This is a genomic window from Paraburkholderia panacisoli (assembly GCF_008369935.1).
In the GTDB taxonomy this organism is placed as follows: Bacteria; Pseudomonadota; Gammaproteobacteria; order Burkholderiales; family Burkholderiaceae; genus Paraburkholderia; species Paraburkholderia panacisoli.
In genome coordinates, this window is record NZ_VTUZ01000023.1 from 1 (window position 1) to 17,149 (window position 17,149).

Consider the following 17,149-nt stretch of genomic DNA (forward strand, 5'->3'; position numbering starts at 1 on the left):
CGAGCGGCTCAAGCAACTTCCAAATGAAAAACGGCCCGGGCGCAATTGCGCTCGAGCCGTTAAATCCAGACCTTTCCGCTACACCGTTCGATTCCTGAAGAAAGACCTTAACTGAACGGCATTTGCGCATAAGCCCCGATCTTTCGTTGCGGCATCGATCCGTGTGCTCGCGTCTTCGATGAAGGGACCGCTCCTTCATGGGTCTTCTGGGCGCTGATCGTCTGTTTCGTACGATGTAGTCGCTCGGCGATTTCATTGATGGACATACCGGACACAAGAAGTCGGATGACTTCCATCTCGCGCGGGCTCAGCGTACGGGCCCGTGTGTCCGCGCTAAGGGGCGCCTCGGGAAGCGCGTCTTCCCGAGCGCGTGACGTCGAGCGAAAGCATGTGGCGCCGACGTACACAGCGTGAACCGCCGATACCCCGCAGACAGAAGATGCCGGCAACGATCCCTTGGGCGGCGACGCATTGCCCGACGACGTGCGGCAGGTGTTTCTCGCGTCGTTCGATGCTTCGCTCGCGACGATCGCCGCCGCGCAGCGGAACAACGACGCGCTGCGCGTGCTCGCCGAACTGCACTCGCTGCGGGGCACCCTGGGCGTGTTCAGACAATGTGCGCTCGCGGTGCGATGCGCCGCCCTGGAGGCAAGGATCAGAAGCGAGGGTCTCGTCGGGCTTGCCGGCGTCGATGTCGCGTCGCATCTTCAAGAGATGCCGGAAAGGGGATTGACGCACGCGTGAAGTGACGGGTTCGCAGGAACGCCCAGTTTCGGTGGACGGCCGCGCCCCTCTCTTTGCGTCAATCAAGACTGACTTGAACCTGCAGCTTTTGTCGTCCCGGCGTGCTGTCATGAAAGAGTTTGTTCCCGCACCCCTTCAGCGTCTTTCCAAGCAGACGCCACACGGCTGCGTGCCGAAACTGCGACGTGCCTTCATGTGTGCCTCGATATCGCAAAGTCACCTTTGGATAATGCTCGAGGTCAATCCCGGCATGACGAACTACTGCGAGCGACCTGCGCTGTCTGTCGAACAGGTGACGGGAGGCCATCGCTGACTTCTCGGTCTTGTGGGACGCAGCAAAGCAGTTGCTGATCGTTGACGGCAATGTCGATGAGGAACGTCTTCCTGGTCAGCACCTTGCTGGCGGACCACAGATGATGCCCCTGGCGTCGAGATCACTTCTCGCAGGCAGACCGAGTGCGCGGTCATTGACGAGGCCGCGCAGCATGTCTGCGACAGCGCTCGCTGCAAACGAGGCTCTATCGTTGAGGATTTTGAAGCTGACGATCGCGTGCTCCGCGGGGATCATCGCAGTCGCATGCATGGCAGCTATTGCGGCACGTTAGCGGAGCAAGGACACCCCCTTTCGCATATAGACCATCCTTTTTTGATGAATTCAGTTACAGCACGGCCAAAACTCCGTCCCTGCCTCAGGAAAACATCGGGCGTCGCGCTTGGGGAAACCTTAATCTGGGAAGCGCGATCTGTACGCGGTACAAGGGGGCTGTGCGTCGTCCCTTGACGGAGCCTTGCTCGTCGAGAGTACTGTATGCCAACTCAGCGCGGCATCCGGTTCCTCTCCCCGGACCCGGCAAGCGCATATTTGCAGCGCACAGCTCGGCAATCGTGACGGTGCTCTACAAACCCGCTGCCAGGTGCGAAAAGCCATCTAAAATTGAATCGTTGAGCCGATAACTACCTTGAATTCACGCGGTAAGCTCCCGGGACACTTGAAGTCTTCTCCCTAAACTGATCAATCATTTCCCGCCTTTTTCTTGGCGAAGCACGAAGCAGGAGGTTCATGGTTGAAATGAACTCGCGTTCTTCACTCTTACGCAGATCGGCGAACGCAAGTAGCGCTCGAATTGTTGCGCACCGTTCGTCATTCGACATTTCCATCTCCTATGGCATCACTTGGCATCGTTGTCTGATAAAGCATAAAGACGCTTAGCTGCTTCGTTCATCAGATTCCCTACTTGAGTCCGATACTCTTTTCCGCGACGAATCTCATCAACAGAAGAGCATGACCGCATCTGCAACTGCCACCGAGAGCAGCATCACTTCGCATTCCATCCATATTTTGTTCAAGTTTGCAGAAATACAGGGGCATCAGGGAGACTTACGGGAGCCGCTGCGCCTGTGCTCGGGGCACCGGTGCCAGCTAATCCTGACAGATTTTCTCTGAATTAAGCTCGCGCAAACCGTGAAAAGAGAAGTGTTGAAATCAAGTGTGGGTGTTCAATACCTCTTGATAAATTTGACTGGTATGAAAAGTTCGCATGACGGACGTCGATACTCTGGGCGATTGCGCGAAAGGCTGAATCGCAGAGACTGTTATATGGCAAGAGTTTGCCGGCATGACTTGCAGTCTTTTCGGATTGTTTACGATTTCCACACAGTTTTCACGCTCCAGCCAATACTCGATTTCGACGTCGTTAAGGCGATGCATGCCGCGCCAGATGACTCTATTGCCAGGCGGCGGATCGTTGGTGCCCGCCGGTCTTTTTGGCGCGGCGCTTCGCGCTGATCGCCGGCAAGCCGGTCGGGGAGCTGGACTTGTCCCGCGTCGATTCGTACCGGGGCTTGGTGAACAGCGGGATCTCTGCTCGTGCGTTTGCGGTCGCGGTCAGGCGTGGCGGGATCACGCCATAGCCAACGGAAGTTGGACGCCAGCGCCACGATGACGGCACGTTACTTGTCCGTCAGAATACGCGCGTCCCGTTCCCGCTGATTCTGATATTCCTCGCTGGCGCTCAGTCAGCGCTCGCAGCATATGGCTCCAGTCCGCTTCGTGTGAGTCGGCCATCAGGCCATGCCCGCTCTGAACACGGGCAACCACCTCATCCTTCCGGGCACTACCGCGTCAGCCGTCTAGTACAACATTTATTGCATGACCTGAACTTGAGGTCCTGCGCCACGAAATCACGATAGCCTTTGAATCGGGAGGTCGGCGCAGCGGGTTTCTTCATCTCTTGGGTGGCCCGTTCACGCAATGTGCGCCGGCAACGTATCAGTCGACGCGGCACTGCTCCCATAGCTTTCGCCCGTCGGCTGGGAGTACCGCGACCTGGCGGGCGATTATGTGTGGCGGCAAAGCCAGAAGCTCCGGGCAGGACAATCCAGGCCGCTGCGGGCACTTCCGCGTGCCTGACAGCCTACGGACTATTTCGGAATAGGACCTTGTCTCCATGTGGAAAGCTATTCGAATGGAACCTGAAAGAAGAATTGCCGTCGAAATGCCTTATTCGACACGCGAAAGCAAGCAAGTGATATCCCGTTTTGCCAATCCAGGAGAATCGATGTATTTTCGACGCGCACTACTATCTCTAACTTCGGTGCTGGCCGTTTCGGCAGCCCATGCCACGACTGTCTGTACGGCGATCGCCGATGCGAACACGGGAAAGATCCTGATGCAACGAGGGAATTGTACCGAACGGGTAACTCCGGCTTCGACGTTCAAGATCGCAATCAGTCTGATGGGCTATGACGCCGGCTTTCTGAAAGACGAGCACACGCCGACCCTACCGTACCGCAAAGGTTACTATGATTGGGGTGGCGACGCCTGGAGACAGCCGACAGATCCGACGCGGTGGCTCAAATATTCGGTGGTCTGGTTTTCGCAACAAGTCACGCACGCCCTGGGGCCGGAGCGCTTCGCGCAATATGCGAAAGAGTTTAACTATGGGAACGCCGATGTATCAGGCGACCCTGGCAAGCACAATGGTCTCGATCGTTCCTGGATCGAGTCGTCATTGAAGATTTCTCCTTTGGAGCAAATCACCTTCCTACAAAAGTTCATTAACGGTCAGTTGCCGGTGTCCCCGACTGCGTTCGCCATGACGAAGCGGATCGTTGAATCGAACACGCTCCCCGATGGCTGGACGGTTCACGGCAAAACCGGCATGGCTTATCCGCGCAAACCCGATGGAACGTTTGACGAAGACCATCCCCACGGTTGGTTCGTCGGTTGGGCAACGAGGGGGGGCGATACTCTCGTGTTCGCGCGCCTCATTCAGGACGACCGGAAAGAATCTGGGACGGCTGGAGTGCGGGCACGAGATGCGTTTTTAAACGAACTGCCGTCACTGGTGGGTCGCTAGCCCCTGCCCGACGACTTGCCCGTGCCGATCGCGTGACGGCTGTCGATCGGGTGGGCCGGGTGAGGAAACCGCGGCCTCGATCATAGCGCCTGCACAACCCTAACGTGCCGACAACGACGCGCTGCACGCCGCGTTGATGGCCGGAAACTGCGAATGTTCGGCGTGCGCTTAGCCGCCTGAAAAAATGTCGCAGAAGGTGAGCGGACCAACGCACTTTCATCCTTGCTCACGTCGGCCGGCGCAGCAGAACCTCGTGCGGCGAGGCCTGCGGCGCGGGACACTTGGGGTTGTGCAGCATCTTTAGCTACCCCGTCTGTGGTCGGTGCGGCGGCTCCTCGTGCATCAGCAACAGCACCGCACAGCGACATGGCAACGAGGGCGATCTTCATCTATTTCATTTTCTTGTCCTGAACAATCGGAACTGCGTCGTAGCGACAAACTGTAGTCGTCACCGACCACTGGATAAATCGTCCAGCCAGGAACGTATATTTCCAGTTTGCACAAGGGCTGAAACGGCTGATAGCGACTCGGACGTCGTCCATGGCCGGCGCGCTGGACAGAGCGATTCGAGTGAAAAGCAATGAGAGCGCAAGTCCCACGGAGAAACTGAGTCAGGTAAGCATCGCAGCCTGAGCGCGCAGCCCATGTGCGCTTCCATACAAGGATCTGGCTCGCTATCGAGGCAATGCCCTGCGGCGGAGCAGTTTGGTGTGGACACCTCCGCTGTCGGCTCCCGATGACTCCGCTCAGACCTGCACGGCCTTTACGCTTTTTCGCGTTCATGGATAGCGACTTTTCTTGAGGTTCGTTCACTCATACCGTGCGGTCGTGTGGCGCGGACGATTGCCTAACGTGCGCTGTTTGGAGTGGCCGATACGTTGGCCACCACCGAGAAATTGACATTGATCGCCGGCGAGGCCAGGCAAAGCTAGTGCAGCGCGGCCCCATCGGCGGGGCCGCTTCTCTTGCTCAAATGTTCAATCGATCAATTGATTGACAAACTCGCGCGTCACATCCGATACGCTGCGCCCCGACTTCGCCGCCTGGATTTTGAGCGTGGTGTGCTTACTCCGTGTCGCGACCGACCTCCCTCGGTCTGGTATTCAGGCCAATTGAAGAAGCAGAGATAGCCTGGCGCCGTATCAACGGCCCCGACAAGATCAAGTCGTTACTGAAAGGCATGCCCTTCAGAAACGGCGAACCGGTGAAGGACGACCAACCGGCCCAGCAGAGTCGCCGCGTGAAGTCTCTGCTCATCAAGTCGTCCCTATACCGCTCTTTCAGTTGTCGGCACCATGACCTGAACTTTACGTTTTTGACATATATGCATGAAACAGACGAAATGCAGATTTGCGAAAACTGCTGCTGTTTGCACGGCTAGACTTCGATCTCTCGCGGACGCTGCCCCGTTGGCGAGGAACATTCAGTCACGGAGAGTTTTGATGAAGTACAAAGTATTGTTTTCCACGATGCTCGCAGCACTCGGCACGACCGCAGCACACGCGCAAAGCAGCGTGACCCTGTACGGCCTGCTGGATGCCGGCATCAGCTACACCAACAACACCCGCGTCGGCAACTCAGGCCACAGCAATGTCGCCTTGAGCAACGCCATGATGCAAAGCAACCGTTGGGGCCTGAGAGGCAGCGAAGATCTGGGTGGCGGCCTGAAGGCACTGTTCGTCCTGGAAAACGGCTTCACCCTGGGCAACGGCAAGCTTGGCCAGGGTGGCCGTGAATTCGGCCGCAACGCCTATGTCGGCCTGTCGAGCAACCAGCTCGGCACCCTGACCGTGGGTCGTCAGAACGAATTCATGTACGACTGGGTTGGCCGCGTGTCGATGGAAAACTTCAACGGCGCAGGCGGCAATGTCTTCGCGCACGCTCTGGACAACGACAATATGCTGGGTACGTTCCGCGTCAACAACGCGGTGAAATACCAGAGCGCGAATTACTCGGGCCTGACCTTCGGCGGCTTGTTTGGCTTCTCGAACCAGGCCGGCGGCTTCGGCAACAACCGTGCATACAGTTTCGGCGCCATGTACAACAACGGCCCGATTCTGGCGACGTTGGGTTACACGCAAATAAACAACAGCTTGACCAATAACGCCGCGGGACTGGGCGTAGTCACCAACACGGGTGGCGCAGTTGATAGCAGCGCCGCCAGCACCAGCGCTGATGCGGCTCTCACCGCAGGACGTCAGCGTATCTTCGGCGGCGGCTTGAACTACACGTTCGGCCCGGCGAAAGTTGGTTTTGTGATTACGGACAGCAAGCTGGACAATGCAACCGGTTTCACCACTGGCACCGCGGCTTTGTCGCTTGCGAACTCCGCATATGTTCATTTCACGAACTACGAAGTGAACGCGCATTACAACCTTACGCCGGCATGGACCCTGGGCGCGGCTTACACCTTCACCGATGGCAAGTTCAGCAACACTCAGAACTCGGCATCGCCGAAGTGGAACCAGGTCAGCCTGTTGTCGGATTACAACCTGTCAAAGCGCACGGACTTGTACGCGGTTGCCAACTGGTCACACCTGAGCGGCGGCCTGTCGGCACAGGCGGGTTCGAACCTGGCTGCATTTGAAGGCGCGAGCTCCTATATCGGCGGCATTGCGGCAACTAAGAACCAGGTGGTGGTGGGTGCAGGCATCCGCACCCGCTTCTAAGGCCTGATAGAACGGTTGAGTGACGGTAGATCTCGTCGCGATCCGCTCGTGGCAAGAGGGACCGTTCTTCAACCGACGATGATTGATATTTGCAACCTTGTGGCTCAACTCGGAGGAGCGGAGCATTCGCTTCCATGGGGAGAGTCGCGTATTGAAGGGGTGGCAAGCTACATCAAGTGCGTTATTCGGTCACGAAAGGCCTGACAACGGCGCTGGTAGTGCTGTCATCAAGAGGCGTTCTCCGAGAACAGTTAGCCCGCCCATTGTGGCGGGTTTTTTTGGCGCCGACGTGCTATTCGTGCCCTGACGAACACAACACTGACTTTCTGGCGCGCGCCTTTGCACTCGCGAGGGCGAGGCCACGACATGTCCAAATACACATGAGTACCTGCGCACGATATTGATACATGGAGCACGCTGTGTTCTGTGGCGCATCAAGGTACCAACTGCATCGCAAATAGAAATGCAGGTGCGACGTCCAGCGAAGTTCATCGACGAATACGTCGATGACGCGGACCAGTTCATCATGTCGTCACCGACGCCAACGGCACGCCGCTCGCGGTTATCCTGATCGGCGCGAACTGCAACCTCAAGCGTGTGATAGGGCTAGTCGGTAAGCGATTGAGGCAAATGAGGCTGGCTGGGGTGTAATTGCAGAGGCCGGTCGCCGCCGTTCCCAGCGGGCGCTGGCTAGATTCGCGTTCGGCGACTGATGCGCCGAATCGTCGATCGCGATAGCATCCCGGCAGCATATGACTGCCCCGGTGCGCCGTCGGCCGCGCTTTCACACGGCCGGTCGACTGCGGAAGTTCGTTGTGGGACCGCGTCCAACCACATTTCGCCACCGGGAAGAACTTAGCGAATGTAGGCGCGCAGACTGCGTGGCGACCGCGGTATGCGCGTCTGTCGGCTCTCCGGATATGCCGGCAACGATCCTTCGAAGCGGGGCGTCAGCTACATTGATTGCGCCGGACTCTTTGGAGCAGCCTCAATACCTCGCGCTGGTTTCGACGAGGCACTAACCCGTGGATGAAGGTGGTGGCGTTCGCAGCCCTCGCTCAGAAGCGGTGAGGCTTCATCTGAGCAAAGAAGTCCATCTACGCTTGCCCTCTTTCATACCAATCATCTATCTCGGTTCGAGCCCGATGCTCAAGCGCACTGAGGGCCATCAGTGGATCGATTTTGGCCCTTGGAATGACCATCTCGATTGCCGGGGGCGTGCCTTTGCCCTTATCCCCGTCGGTACGTGCAATCACGGCGTGGCATACCCACTGGACGCCAAGCTCATCCGCCGCAGCATCGGCGGTCACGCGAAAACCACGATGTTCAAAAGCCACAAACCCTCCAGACACAGAACGAAATACAGTCCCTCGACAGCCTGTACGGCGAGGACCGCGGGAAGCCTAACATGGGAGCCCAACCCTCTGCATTGAAGTGCCGATTTCGATTACGCGCAGCTGACTCCTGCGCAAAGGTGAGCACCTCGCTGAAAGCGAGAGCAGTCCGCACAAAGCAGAACCGCAATTGAACAAGGCTGTTATCAAGAACCAAAGTAAATCGGTTTCATGCCGTCATTGGGGTCCGGGCGAATCGATGAACGGATGGTATGTTCCATCGAGTGGATTGAATGATCCAGCGAGCGAAGCGGATGACGTGAACCCGACGCCGATGTGCCATCGGCGACACCCCCGTAGCTGGATGCAGTGCCGTTCTGCAAGGCGGCGCTGGTAACGGGCGCGTTCGATTGAGCAAACGAAACAGCCGGGACGGCGAGTACTGCGGCAACTGCAATGGCTTGAATGAGCGATTTCATGAGGAACCTCCAGTCTTGGTTTCGCTGCGAACTGTTGTCCGAGCGGTTGATTGCAAGTCTAGGTAAGAGGCCGCCCTTAATTAAGTACCTCGCGCACAAGGCTGAATTGCGATTTTAAGTGTTAACCCTGATATTTGTCGTTAGAGGTTCTCTTGCTGTCTCTGCATACTGGGCTGGATTTGCATGCGGCGAGCTTGCGTCGCGCATCGCAACGACGCGCGTGTCTGGCCCATTCGGAAGGCAACAAGTATTTGAATATGCAGCGATTGATGCACTGCATACCGCCGAGTCCCGGAGCAATCCGCGGCCAGCCTGGTGTGACGCTGCGCGCGCAAATCAAGCGCGCAAAAGAAGGGGATTCAAATTGGAGGAATGGTGAAATGACGAGCAGGCCCAGCGCTCCCACGAGGGACGATTACCGTGATACAAGTTGTCGCACCCTCGGACCGGATCCATTCACTCCGCCTGTCAGTTCGCTGTTCGGCCCACTGCATCACCGCACGCGCACTGGACAAGCAGGCAGCGGAAATGCTTGTCGCCGCGCCACGGCAACGCACCTGAAGTTGCTGAAGAAGTTCAGGAGTATTGACGCGACAGCTTCCTGCGAAACACCACGCAGCCCTTCGCATCCTGTGCGTGTGCGTGGAGAACGTGCTTGCCCAGATCAGTTCCAATAAGCGCGGCCTCGTTCGTGACACCCTCCTCAACGTTGGAACTGTCCGCTCATCCTGCGACGCCTGCTGGATCGGGCTGGCCATTTCATTCTGTCCGGGTGCCGGCGACGATTTGGGGAGCGGCGATGACACCCGCACGTGCGGCAACGCTGGCCAAGCCGCCGTCGAGCGAGGCACCCTAAGCGACGCTGGCGCGGTTTTGCAACTGCACGGCACGGCACGGCACGGCACGGCACGGCACGGCACGGCACGGCACGGCCAAGAGGATTTCAGAAGAACTACGTTCGGCAACGGCAACGGCAGCGGGCAGTCGCGGTAAGGTGATCGTAACGAATGCCCGTTTCCAGATGGTTCCGCGTCAGACAGCCACGTCACTCACTTCCACGGCGCATGTGGCGTGTTGCGCGGCAGATGCGAATCAAAGGGTGTTCTGATGGAGTGACGCCAGGCCAGGCCTGTCGCCGTCCGATGAGCAATCCCACAAGCAGTGTCGGGAGCGCGGCCGGAACGTACAGCGACGCCCTATCAGCAAGCGCGTCCAGATGCGGCTATGATTTCGTGCGGCGATCGGCGCCGAAACACGAAAGGAGAAAACCCGGATGATTCATGTCATTGCGACGATCACAGCACAACCCGGTCAGCGCGAAGCTGTGCTGGCACTCTTCAACAAGAACCGTCCGGCGGTGCTGGCGGAAGAGGGATGCATCAGCTACGAGGCCGTCGTCGACGTACCGGACTTCGGGGCGATTCAGAAACCGCTCGGCAATGACACTTTTGCTGTAATCGAACGCTGGGAAAGCGCGGAAGCGTTGAGGGCGCATGGGGCCTCCGCGCATATGGCCGAATATGGACGCAATACTCGTCCGTTGCTCGTGAGCCGCGTCATCAACGTGCTTGAGGCTTGCTGAAGGCCAGGGCTCGTGCAGCCCTGCATTTGATGAGCAGGCAATCTCTCAAGCAGTTGTGCGGCTGAACGATCCATGACGCGGTGAAGGTGTCTGTGCCATATCGGCCGCAACGGCGCGCCGGATGCCACGTGCTCGCGTTCACACCTGCGCAAGTCCGGCGATGCCCCACGGCGCCGTTGTCACGGTGATCAGCACTTTGCCGTATCCGCGGTCGGCGAGCCCGCCGCGGATATGCTGCGCGATGTCGTTGCGGGGAAGCAGCACGCCGGAGGCAAAGCCTGGTGCCACAGAGGTCAACACCAGCTCGCTGCCCACGCTCGGTATCGCGCAGCCGACGTTGGTGCGATCCATGAAGCCGATGATGAACGTAATCATCAGCACTTGAAGCAGACCTAACCATCTGATGTCTCATCGCCTGTTTTTGTGGGAATACCGGCCGCTCGGGGGTGGGGCGTACTCGGCACACGTGACCTGCTGGGCGTATTCGCAGGCGATAAGGTGCTTTGTGACGGTCGCGGGTATCGCCGGCCGCGAAGTCGCTGCCAAACGAGTAAGCGCTTTCTCTGGAATTTCTCCGCTTTTGGCCGTAAAATGCATTGAAAGTCTTCGTGGTCTGATCGAGCACCGTCCGAAATTCAAACGAGATAGAAAGCGATTACTTAAATTGCGTGCTTGAGTGAAACGCTGGCTGGCGCGTACCTCTGACTCCGGTCTCCGCAACATGAACATCGAATCTTGCTACAAACCGCTTCGGAGCCTCGCGGCATGCCGGCGTCAAACCCGCGGTGTTCGCGAGCTTGAATCACGCGGTGGGAGTTCATCGACCCGACCAGATGATCTCAAATGCCGCCGCGCCACCTCTTCGTATGGCTCAACCCTCGCGACATGGTGCAACTGGCGAAGCGCTGCATCGATTAACCCGACTACAACTCCGTGATCGTGCACGGTGCGTCGGTCAATGCGCATAACCGCTGGAGCAAACGGTGCGGCAGTTCGGCTATGTGCCGGAGAATGAAGTTCGGCGCGAATCCCGAACGGACCAACCAGGCGAAGTCCCGCGCCCGGCGGTGGCCATTTCTCAAGGTGCCGCGTTATAGTATGCCGGGCAGGGCAGGCGCGATGGTGCGCCTCGACATCGGGCAGGATGCAAGTTGACCAACGAGACAAAGAAGAGAGCGCCGCGTCGCAAATCGAATGCGATTTCGGTGATGGATGTCGCGCGTGCGGCAGGGGTATCGACTGCGACCGTTTCGCGCGTGTTGAACGGTAACGCAAAGGTAGCGGCAGAACTGCAGAACCGTGTGCGCGACATCGCGCAGGAACTCGGCTACACACCGCACGCCGCGGCGCGCGCGCTAGCATCGCAGCGCTCGAAAACGATCGGCGCGGTGATCCCATCGCTGGAAAATCAGAACTTCGCGATCGGCGTGTTCGCGCTGCAAAAGCGCATCGGGGAAGCCGGCTATACATTGCTGCTCGGATGTTCGTACTACGACCAGGAAGACGAGCTGAAGCAGGTCCGCGCCCTTATCGCAGACGGCATCGCCGGGCTGATGCTCGTGGGCCGCAGCCACTCGCCCGCGCTCTACGAACTGATCGAAAAGGAACAGATTCCGCTCGTCAATGGCTGGACCGTCGATCACCACTATCCGTATGTCGGCTTCGACAACGTGGCGGTCGGCCGGCGCCTGGCCGACTATCTGCTCGATCTCGGACATACGCGCTTCGGCATGATTACGCAAATGACGCAGCATAGCGATCGCGCGGCTGATCGCATCATCGGCGTGCGCGCGGCGCTTCAGGCGCGCGGGCTGCAGTTGCGCCACGAGCATCTGATCGAGATGCCACACAAGATCATTGAAGGCCAGATGGCGATGAAGGCGCTGATGAGCGGCCCGGAGCGTCCGACAGCCGTCATTTGCGGCACCGATCTGCTTGCAATCGGTGCGCTGGCCGAGGCGCGCGAGTCGGGTATCGACGTGCCGGGCGACCTGTCGATTGCGGGCATCAACGACATCGAATTTTCCAGCTTCACGTCGCCGCCGCTGACGACCATGCGGCTCGCCGCCGATGAAATCGGCGCGCGCAGCGCCGAGTATCTGCTCGCGCGGATCGAGGGACGGCCCGTGAGTTCGCAATACATCGTGCCGACCGATCTGATCGTGCGCGGCACGACGGCGCGTCCTCGCAACCCCTAGGCCGCACACGTGGCGTCGATGACGAGGCGTGAGTTCGAAGCGACTCGGGGTTCCCTGGCTGCGATTCCAGCGTCGCTTCAGGGCGCGCAATAGTTTGCGCCCTCGCGCCGGCTACCCCGGAATCAGCACGCGACTGCGTGTGAGCACCTCTTTTGCCAGCTCCACGATGGTATCCGCGCCGCTCAGACACTCTTCCTGATAGGCGACAAAGAACCCTTGCTGGGTGATCGGCCGTCCAGTGTTCAGCACGTGAATCAGCCCGGCATCGATCTCCGTGCGCATTATCGCGGGCGACAACACGGCCGCCGCATGTCCCGCCGCGACCAGCCGCGACATCATGGACAGGGAATTGCATGAGCTGACATTGTCCGGATTGCAACCGGCGCTGCGGAACCAGTTCATCACAAGCGAATGGTTCGATGACGGTTGCGAGACGGTGATGATCGGTACCGACGCGAGCTCGTGAGGTGCGACATTGCAGTTGGGCACGAGTTGCGGCGACGCAACCCAGTGCAGATCGGTGTAGCCGATGGCGGTCTCGACCACATGGGGCGCATTGGTGGAATCGTTCAGGATCGCTATGTCCAGTTCGTGCGCACCCAGCTTGCGTCCGAGTGCGACGCCCACATCGATCGTGAGTTCGATCTTCATGTGCGGATATCGCGTCTTGAGTTGGGTCAGGAGATCTGCAAGCCCCGCGTGGGCAATGGACTCGATCGCGCCGAGACGTAGCAGCCCGTACATGGGGTCGGTCCGCTTCGCAATCTGTTCGAGCTTTTCGGCTAGCTTTAGCACCTGTTCCGCATTGGCGAGCGCGTCGCGGCCTGCGCGCGTGAGTTCGGAGTGCGTCCGGCTGCGCGTGAAGAGCTGCACGCCGAGATGCTCTTCGAACTCCTGGATGCGTGCAGAAATGGTCGGCTGCGTGAGGTGCTGATGACGCGCCGCCGCATGAAATCCGCCTAATCGCGCCACCCAATAAAAGGTTTCAATTTGCTGAAGAGAAATGCGCATGATCGAGGGGTTCTATCAGATGGCGTCGCTAACTTTGATTATCTCGCGGACAAATTGCGTTCGTATACTGGGCCATTCTTTTCGTTGCGACGGAGCGTAGTGCGTGGCTGGTCACTTTGCAGCAGGACAGTCCGTAGCGCCGATCGACCCACCGGCTAAAGGAGATGCGCTTGGAGCAAAAGAAGCAAGGCCACCGTGATCTACCCCAAGGCGGCGAAGACCCTCGCCGCGGTAGCTGGGCGACTGGCCTCGCGACCCCCGGCGAATCCGGCTTTCCAGAGGAGCCGGCACGCGTCGGCCGCACCGACCCACCGCGCTTTCCCGTTCCGCCGAAGGCGACCGACAGTCATCACCATATCTACGATGCGCGCTATCCCGTCGATCCGTCAGCGCAATTGCAGCCGCCCGACGCGACGGTCGCCGAGTATCGCGCGTTGCAGCGCAGGCTGGGCATCGAGCGACATGTCGTCGTTCAACCGTCGACGTATGGAACCGACAACCGTTGCCTGCTGGATGCCCTGTCGCAGTTCGGAAAGACCGCGCGCGGTATCGCGACCGTGCCCGACACCGTGACGGACGGTGAGCTGGCCGGTCTTCACGAGATGGGCATACGCGGGTTGCGCTTTAACCTCGAATACCTGGTCGGCGTCACGGTATCGATGATGGCGCCGCTCGCGGAGCGGATCGAACCGCTCGGCTGGCACATTCAGATCAATGCCACCGCTGCGCAGCTACTCGCGCATCGGCAGCTGCTTGCGAGTCTGTCGTCGCCGCTGGTGATCGATCATATGGGGCAGATCCCGCAACCGGGCGGCGCGGAGCATGCTGCATTCGGGATGGTCGAGGCGCTGCTAGCCGGCGGCCGTACCTGGGTCAAATTGAGTGGTCCCTATCTTGCGTCGCGAAGTGGAGCGCCGGTCTACGCCGACGCCGGCATGGTCGCGCTCAGGTTGACCCAACTTGCCGAGGACAGGATGCTGTGGGGATCGGACTGGCCTCATCCGACGCAAGCGGCCGACAACAAGCCGGACGCTGCCCGCTTGCTGGATGATCTGACGCTGTGGATACCCGATGAATCGACGCGGCATCGAATCCTCGTCGAAAATCCTGCAAAGCTTTACGGCTTTTAGCGTGCGTGCGGCGTGCGGCGCCGGCTGCTTCAGCGCTTGCCGATGTAGGCCACCATGTCGATCTCCACGAGCACACCCTGCAGACCGGCTTCCACGGTCGTTCGCGCCGGCTTGTGCCCAGCAAACCAGCTGGCATAGAGCGCGTTGAAGCGGCTAAAGAGCGTCAAGTCGGTCAGATAGACTGTGACCTTGACGACGTCCTCCGGTCCCGCGCCCGCGGCGGCCAGTACCCGCTCGACATTGGCGAGCGTTGCACGGGTCTGCTCTTCGATCGAGTCACCGATCACATTCCGGTCGGCGTCGCGCGGCGTCTGACCGGACAGGAAGACGAAGTCGCCCGCGATCATCGCGGAAGAATAGTGCCCGCCGGGTTTGAAGTCGGTTGGATTGACGCCATGCAATGCGCGGCGCGTGCCACTGTCGTTCATGCTTTTCTCTTCGCCTTGATGTGGAGTTGTTCGACTTGCCGCATGACGTGCGTGGCCGCGTCGCGTTTTATCGCTTCAATCGACGCTTGCCCGCTGAGGGCCTCGCGGGCTATCGACGGCTCCCGAGTTGCTCACGCACTTCCCACGACCCTTCGGTGGCAAGCACCATCGCGCTGGGGTAAAGATAGGCGGTCGTGCAAGCGTGACGCGGCATTAACATGACCCGGTCGCCGACTGCCAGATCGGTGTTTTCGACTACGACGTGCTCTTCGCTCATCATGACGATCTTGCCGTCCCAGCGAAAGCGCTCGGCCAGCGGCTTGTCCGGCGAGATGGCCTTCGAGCCCGCATCGAGCGTGGCGGTTGTGCCGGTACGTGAAATCACCGTTGCCAGTACATAGGCGCTTGGCGTCCAGCCGAGCTCGGGCAATTCCAGGTCGTGTTGAGCGCTCGAATAGGTCCAACTGCCCGCGGAGACGAAGTCGGCGAGTGTGTGCGGCCACAGATCAAACGTATAGCTGCCCCCGGCGATGAGCCTTGTCGACAGTCCCTCTGCGTCGGCTGCGTGCATCAGCGCCGACACTTTCTCCACGATGGCCGCCACCCGCGCGTGGCGTGTGGCACTCTCGAGATCATGGATATGGCCGTCATAGACATGCCATCCTCCAAAGCAGCCGAGCGTGGCCAGTTCACGCGCCAATTGCAGCGTCGCCGCGGCCATCGGCGCGCCGGTTCTGCCCATGCCGGCATCCAGGTCGATCAACAGCGCGAGATTGGTCGACGGCGCCCCATTCGTCGCGAGACGCCACGCGGCTACGCCTGCCGCCGAGTCGACGAGCGCCTCGACCCGTGCGGCCGGATGAGCGTGCGCCAGCGCGAGCAAGGTACGGATATGAGCGCGGTTCACGGTCGGATACGCCCAGACGACGTGTTTCGCGCCGGCTTCGAGCACCATCGCCACTTCGGCCACGGTAGCGGCCTTGAATGCAGTTACGCCTTCGCGAATCAGTCTCTCGACGACCCACTTGGCGCGATGCGTCTTCACATGCGGCATGAGCCGTGCCACCCCGCCACACGCACGGGCGGTCGCATGCAAGTTATCGACAATGCCGCGCTCGGATACGATGAAACACGGTGTCTGCAATTCTTCTGGCAAGCTGGCAGCCCACGACGGCGCACGTCTGAGAGTGGTACTCGAAGGGTCGGACATGGTTGGTACGTTCAGGAAATAAGTAGGGCGTCACGCTCACGCTCGCGCGTGCGACGGCGCCGCGAGGTAGCCGTCGACGTGCGCCCTGAGTTGACTCAGCACTTGTGCATGCTGTTCCCACGAGAGCCGGTCGACGCTCATCTTCGGCGTCGCGGGGCGGTCGATGCGGCTATCGTCAACCGCCTGCCCGATGTCGACGGCCGCAGTGAGATACGCCCGGTCGCGCTCTGGCGTGAAATCGGTGAGCAGCCGCGCCGCCGCGTCTCGCGGCGCGACCATCGCCATCGCGGAGACCAATCCCCAGCCGCCCCAGTTCGAGACGCTGGAAACGATCAGGTAGTCCGCGGGAATGGCCGCGCTGATCAACGGGCCGTTGGGAATGTCGTCGTGGACGATTTGCTCGGGCAGCACGCCCATGCCGATTTCATTGCCGCCGTCGCCGATGCCGATCGTGACCCACGGACGCGACCACTCGGGATCCTCGAACAGAAGATGCAGCGGAGCGGTATCGTCGGACATGTCGGCGCCGTACTCGCGGTGCGGCTTGCCGTCGCTCGCGGGCGACACCCGCTCGATCGCGATCATATGCGTGATCGGACGTTCAGCCTCGCTTAGCCGGGCTCTTAGCGACTTGACCGATGCCGCGCTCACCGAGGTGATCTCGAACGCCACATCTTTCGGCAATTCCGTGGTGACTGCCCAGACCGCCTTGCAGCATGGCGCGTCCGAGATCACCGTCACCGGTATGCCGAGGTTCGACAGTGCGGCGGCCAGATGGGCCATGCCGCCCAGTCCGTCCGTCTCCGGCGAGGGCGGGACGGCATTGCGGATGAAAAAGCCAGTTACGATACCGACGTGGGCGTTCGGCGTGCTCATGATCGAACGCGCGGCCGCTTCCAACTGACCTTCGACGAACCGCTTCATGCGGCCAATGTCGCGCCGGACGGTTTGACCAATGATGTCTTCGACTTTTGCTATTCCCATTTTTCCAATCTCAGTAGCAAC

14 protein-coding genes and 2 pseudogenes are annotated in these 17,149 nt (G+C 59.8%); 8 read left to right on the plus strand and 8 right to left on the minus strand.

The window, feature by feature from the left end; all coding sequences use genetic code 11:
* Positions 1 to 203: 203 nt before the first annotated feature.
* Positions 204 to 317, minus strand: a pseudogene (locus FVF58_RS53110) (LuxR C-terminal-related transcriptional regulator); the annotation flags it as partial.
* Positions 318 to 456: 139 nt separating this feature from the next.
* On the opposite strand from FVF58_RS53110, the gene FVF58_RS29030 reads away from it, so the two are divergent.
* The 4 genes and pseudogenes from FVF58_RS29030 to FVF58_RS29040 all read left to right on the plus strand — a co-directional run bounded on the left by FVF58_RS29030 (position 457) and on the right by FVF58_RS29040 (position 6,772).
* Positions 457 to 744: an Hpt domain-containing protein gene (locus FVF58_RS29030; RefSeq protein WP_149673224.1), complete on the plus strand. Its 288-nt coding sequence runs from the start codon at positions 457 to 459 to the stop codon at positions 742 to 744.
* Positions 745 to 3,302: 2,558 nt separating this feature from the next.
* Complete coding sequence (gene blaOXA / locus FVF58_RS29035; RefSeq protein WP_149673342.1) at positions 3,303 to 4,103, plus strand: class D beta-lactamase; 801 nt, start codon at positions 3,303 to 3,305, stop codon at positions 4,101 to 4,103.
* A gap of 1,072 nt (positions 4,104 to 5,175) precedes the next feature.
* Positions 5,176 to 5,334, plus strand: a pseudogene (locus FVF58_RS53115) (IS256 family transposase); the annotation flags it as partial.
* A gap of 211 nt (positions 5,335 to 5,545) precedes the next feature.
* Positions 5,546 to 6,772 (plus strand): porin, encoded by a 1,227-nt coding sequence (locus FVF58_RS29040; RefSeq protein WP_149673225.1) that lies wholly within the window; start codon positions 5,546 to 5,548, stop codon positions 6,770 to 6,772.
* A gap of 1,097 nt (positions 6,773 to 7,869) precedes the next feature.
* On the opposite strand, the gene FVF58_RS29045 is transcribed toward FVF58_RS29040, so the two are convergent.
* Both FVF58_RS29045 and FVF58_RS29050 read right to left on the minus strand, forming a co-directional pair.
* Positions 7,870 to 8,109 (minus strand): hypothetical protein, encoded by a 240-nt coding sequence (locus tag FVF58_RS29045; protein WP_149673226.1) that lies wholly within the window; start codon positions 8,107 to 8,109, stop codon positions 7,870 to 7,872.
* Between the two features lie 203 nt (positions 8,110 to 8,312).
* On the minus strand, positions 8,313 to 8,585 hold the full coding sequence (locus FVF58_RS29050; protein ID WP_149673227.1) for a hypothetical protein: 273 nt from the start codon (positions 8,583 to 8,585) through the stop codon (positions 8,313 to 8,315).
* Positions 8,586 to 9,236: 651 nt separating this feature from the next.
* On the opposite strand from FVF58_RS29050, the gene FVF58_RS29055 reads away from it, so the two are divergent.
* Both FVF58_RS29055 and FVF58_RS29060 read left to right on the plus strand, forming a co-directional pair.
* Positions 9,237 to 9,578, plus strand: coding sequence for a hypothetical protein (locus FVF58_RS29055; RefSeq protein WP_149673228.1), 342 nt, complete (start codon positions 9,237 to 9,239; stop codon positions 9,576 to 9,578).
* A 280-nt stretch (positions 9,579 to 9,858) separates the two neighbouring features.
* The gene (locus FVF58_RS29060; protein ID WP_149673229.1) at positions 9,859 to 10,167 is read left to right on the plus strand and encodes a putative quinol monooxygenase; all 309 of its coding nucleotides are present in this window, start codon (positions 9,859 to 9,861) and stop codon (positions 10,165 to 10,167) included.
* Between the two features lie 138 nt (positions 10,168 to 10,305).
* Here the strand turns inward: FVF58_RS29060 and FVF58_RS29065 are convergent, their stop codons facing one another.
* Positions 10,306 to 10,542 (minus strand): MFS transporter, encoded by a 237-nt coding sequence (locus tag FVF58_RS29065; RefSeq protein ID WP_149673230.1) that lies wholly within the window; start codon positions 10,540 to 10,542, stop codon positions 10,306 to 10,308.
* Between the two features lie 776 nt (positions 10,543 to 11,318).
* Between FVF58_RS29065 and FVF58_RS29070 the strand changes: the two genes are divergently transcribed.
* Positions 11,319 to 12,365 (plus strand): LacI family DNA-binding transcriptional regulator, encoded by a 1,047-nt coding sequence (locus FVF58_RS29070; protein WP_149673231.1) that lies wholly within the window; start codon positions 11,319 to 11,321, stop codon positions 12,363 to 12,365.
* A gap of 111 nt (positions 12,366 to 12,476) precedes the next feature.
* Here FVF58_RS29070 and FVF58_RS29075 read toward each other — a convergent pair whose 3' ends face one another.
* Entirely contained in the window at positions 12,477 to 13,376 is a 900-nt protein-coding gene (locus tag FVF58_RS29075; protein ID WP_149673232.1) for a LysR family transcriptional regulator, read from the minus strand.
* Positions 13,377 to 13,546: 170 nt separating this feature from the next.
* Between FVF58_RS29075 and FVF58_RS29080 the strand changes: the two genes are divergently transcribed.
* Positions 13,547 to 14,506, plus strand: coding sequence for an amidohydrolase family protein (locus FVF58_RS29080; RefSeq protein ID WP_246217224.1), 960 nt, complete (start codon positions 13,547 to 13,549; stop codon positions 14,504 to 14,506).
* Positions 14,507 to 14,535: 29 nt separating this feature from the next.
* Here the strand turns inward: FVF58_RS29080 and FVF58_RS29085 are convergent, their stop codons facing one another.
* The 3 genes from FVF58_RS29085 to FVF58_RS29095 all read right to left on the minus strand — a co-directional run bounded on the left by FVF58_RS29085 (position 14,536) and on the right by FVF58_RS29095 (position 17,128).
* Positions 14,536 to 14,934 carry a RidA family protein gene (locus FVF58_RS29085; protein ID WP_149673234.1) on the minus strand — a complete coding sequence of 133 codons (399 nt, stop codon included), beginning with the start codon at positions 14,932 to 14,934 and terminating at the stop codon, positions 14,536 to 14,538.
* 109 nt (positions 14,935 to 15,043) lie between these two features.
* The gene (locus tag FVF58_RS29090; RefSeq protein ID WP_246217225.1) at positions 15,044 to 15,988 is read right to left on the minus strand and encodes an alanine racemase; all 945 of its coding nucleotides are present in this window, start codon (positions 15,986 to 15,988) and stop codon (positions 15,044 to 15,046) included.
* A 192-nt stretch (positions 15,989 to 16,180) separates the two neighbouring features.
* Positions 16,181 to 17,128 (minus strand): glutamate cyclase domain-containing protein, encoded by a 948-nt coding sequence (locus tag FVF58_RS29095; protein ID WP_188130959.1) that lies wholly within the window; start codon positions 17,126 to 17,128, stop codon positions 16,181 to 16,183.
* Positions 17,129 to 17,149: the final 21 nt, after the last annotated feature.

Bases quoted from the DNA above. Each gene is read 5' to 3' on its own strand.
- blaOXA (WP_149673342.1), top strand. From the start codon at position 3,303: ATGTATTTTCGACGCGCACTACTATCTCTAACTTCGGTGCTGGCCGTT.
- FVF58_RS29040 (WP_149673225.1), top strand. From the start codon at position 5,546: ATGAAGTACAAAGTATTGTTTTCCACGATGCTCGCAGCACTCGGCACG.
- FVF58_RS29050 (WP_149673227.1), bottom strand. From the start codon at position 8,585: ATGAAATCGCTCATTCAAGCCATTGCAGTTGCCGCAGTACTCGCCGTC.
- FVF58_RS29060 (WP_149673229.1), top strand. From the start codon at position 9,859: ATGATTCATGTCATTGCGACGATCACAGCACAACCCGGTCAGCGCGAA.
- FVF58_RS29065 (WP_149673230.1), bottom strand. From the start codon at position 10,542: ATGATTACGTTCATCATCGGCTTCATGGATCGCACCAACGTCGGCTGC.
- FVF58_RS29075 (WP_149673232.1), bottom strand. From the start codon at position 13,376: ATGCGCATTTCTCTTCAGCAAATTGAAACCTTTTATTGGGTGGCGCGA.
- FVF58_RS29085 (WP_149673234.1), bottom strand. From the start codon at position 14,934: ATGAACGACAGTGGCACGCGCCGCGCATTGCATGGCGTCAATCCAACC.
- FVF58_RS29090 (WP_246217225.1), bottom strand. From the start codon at position 15,988: ATGCCGCATGTGAAGACGCATCGCGCCAAGTGGGTCGTCGAGAGACTG.
- FVF58_RS29095 (WP_188130959.1), bottom strand. From the start codon at position 17,128: ATGGGAATAGCAAAAGTCGAAGACATCATTGGTCAAACCGTCCGGCGC.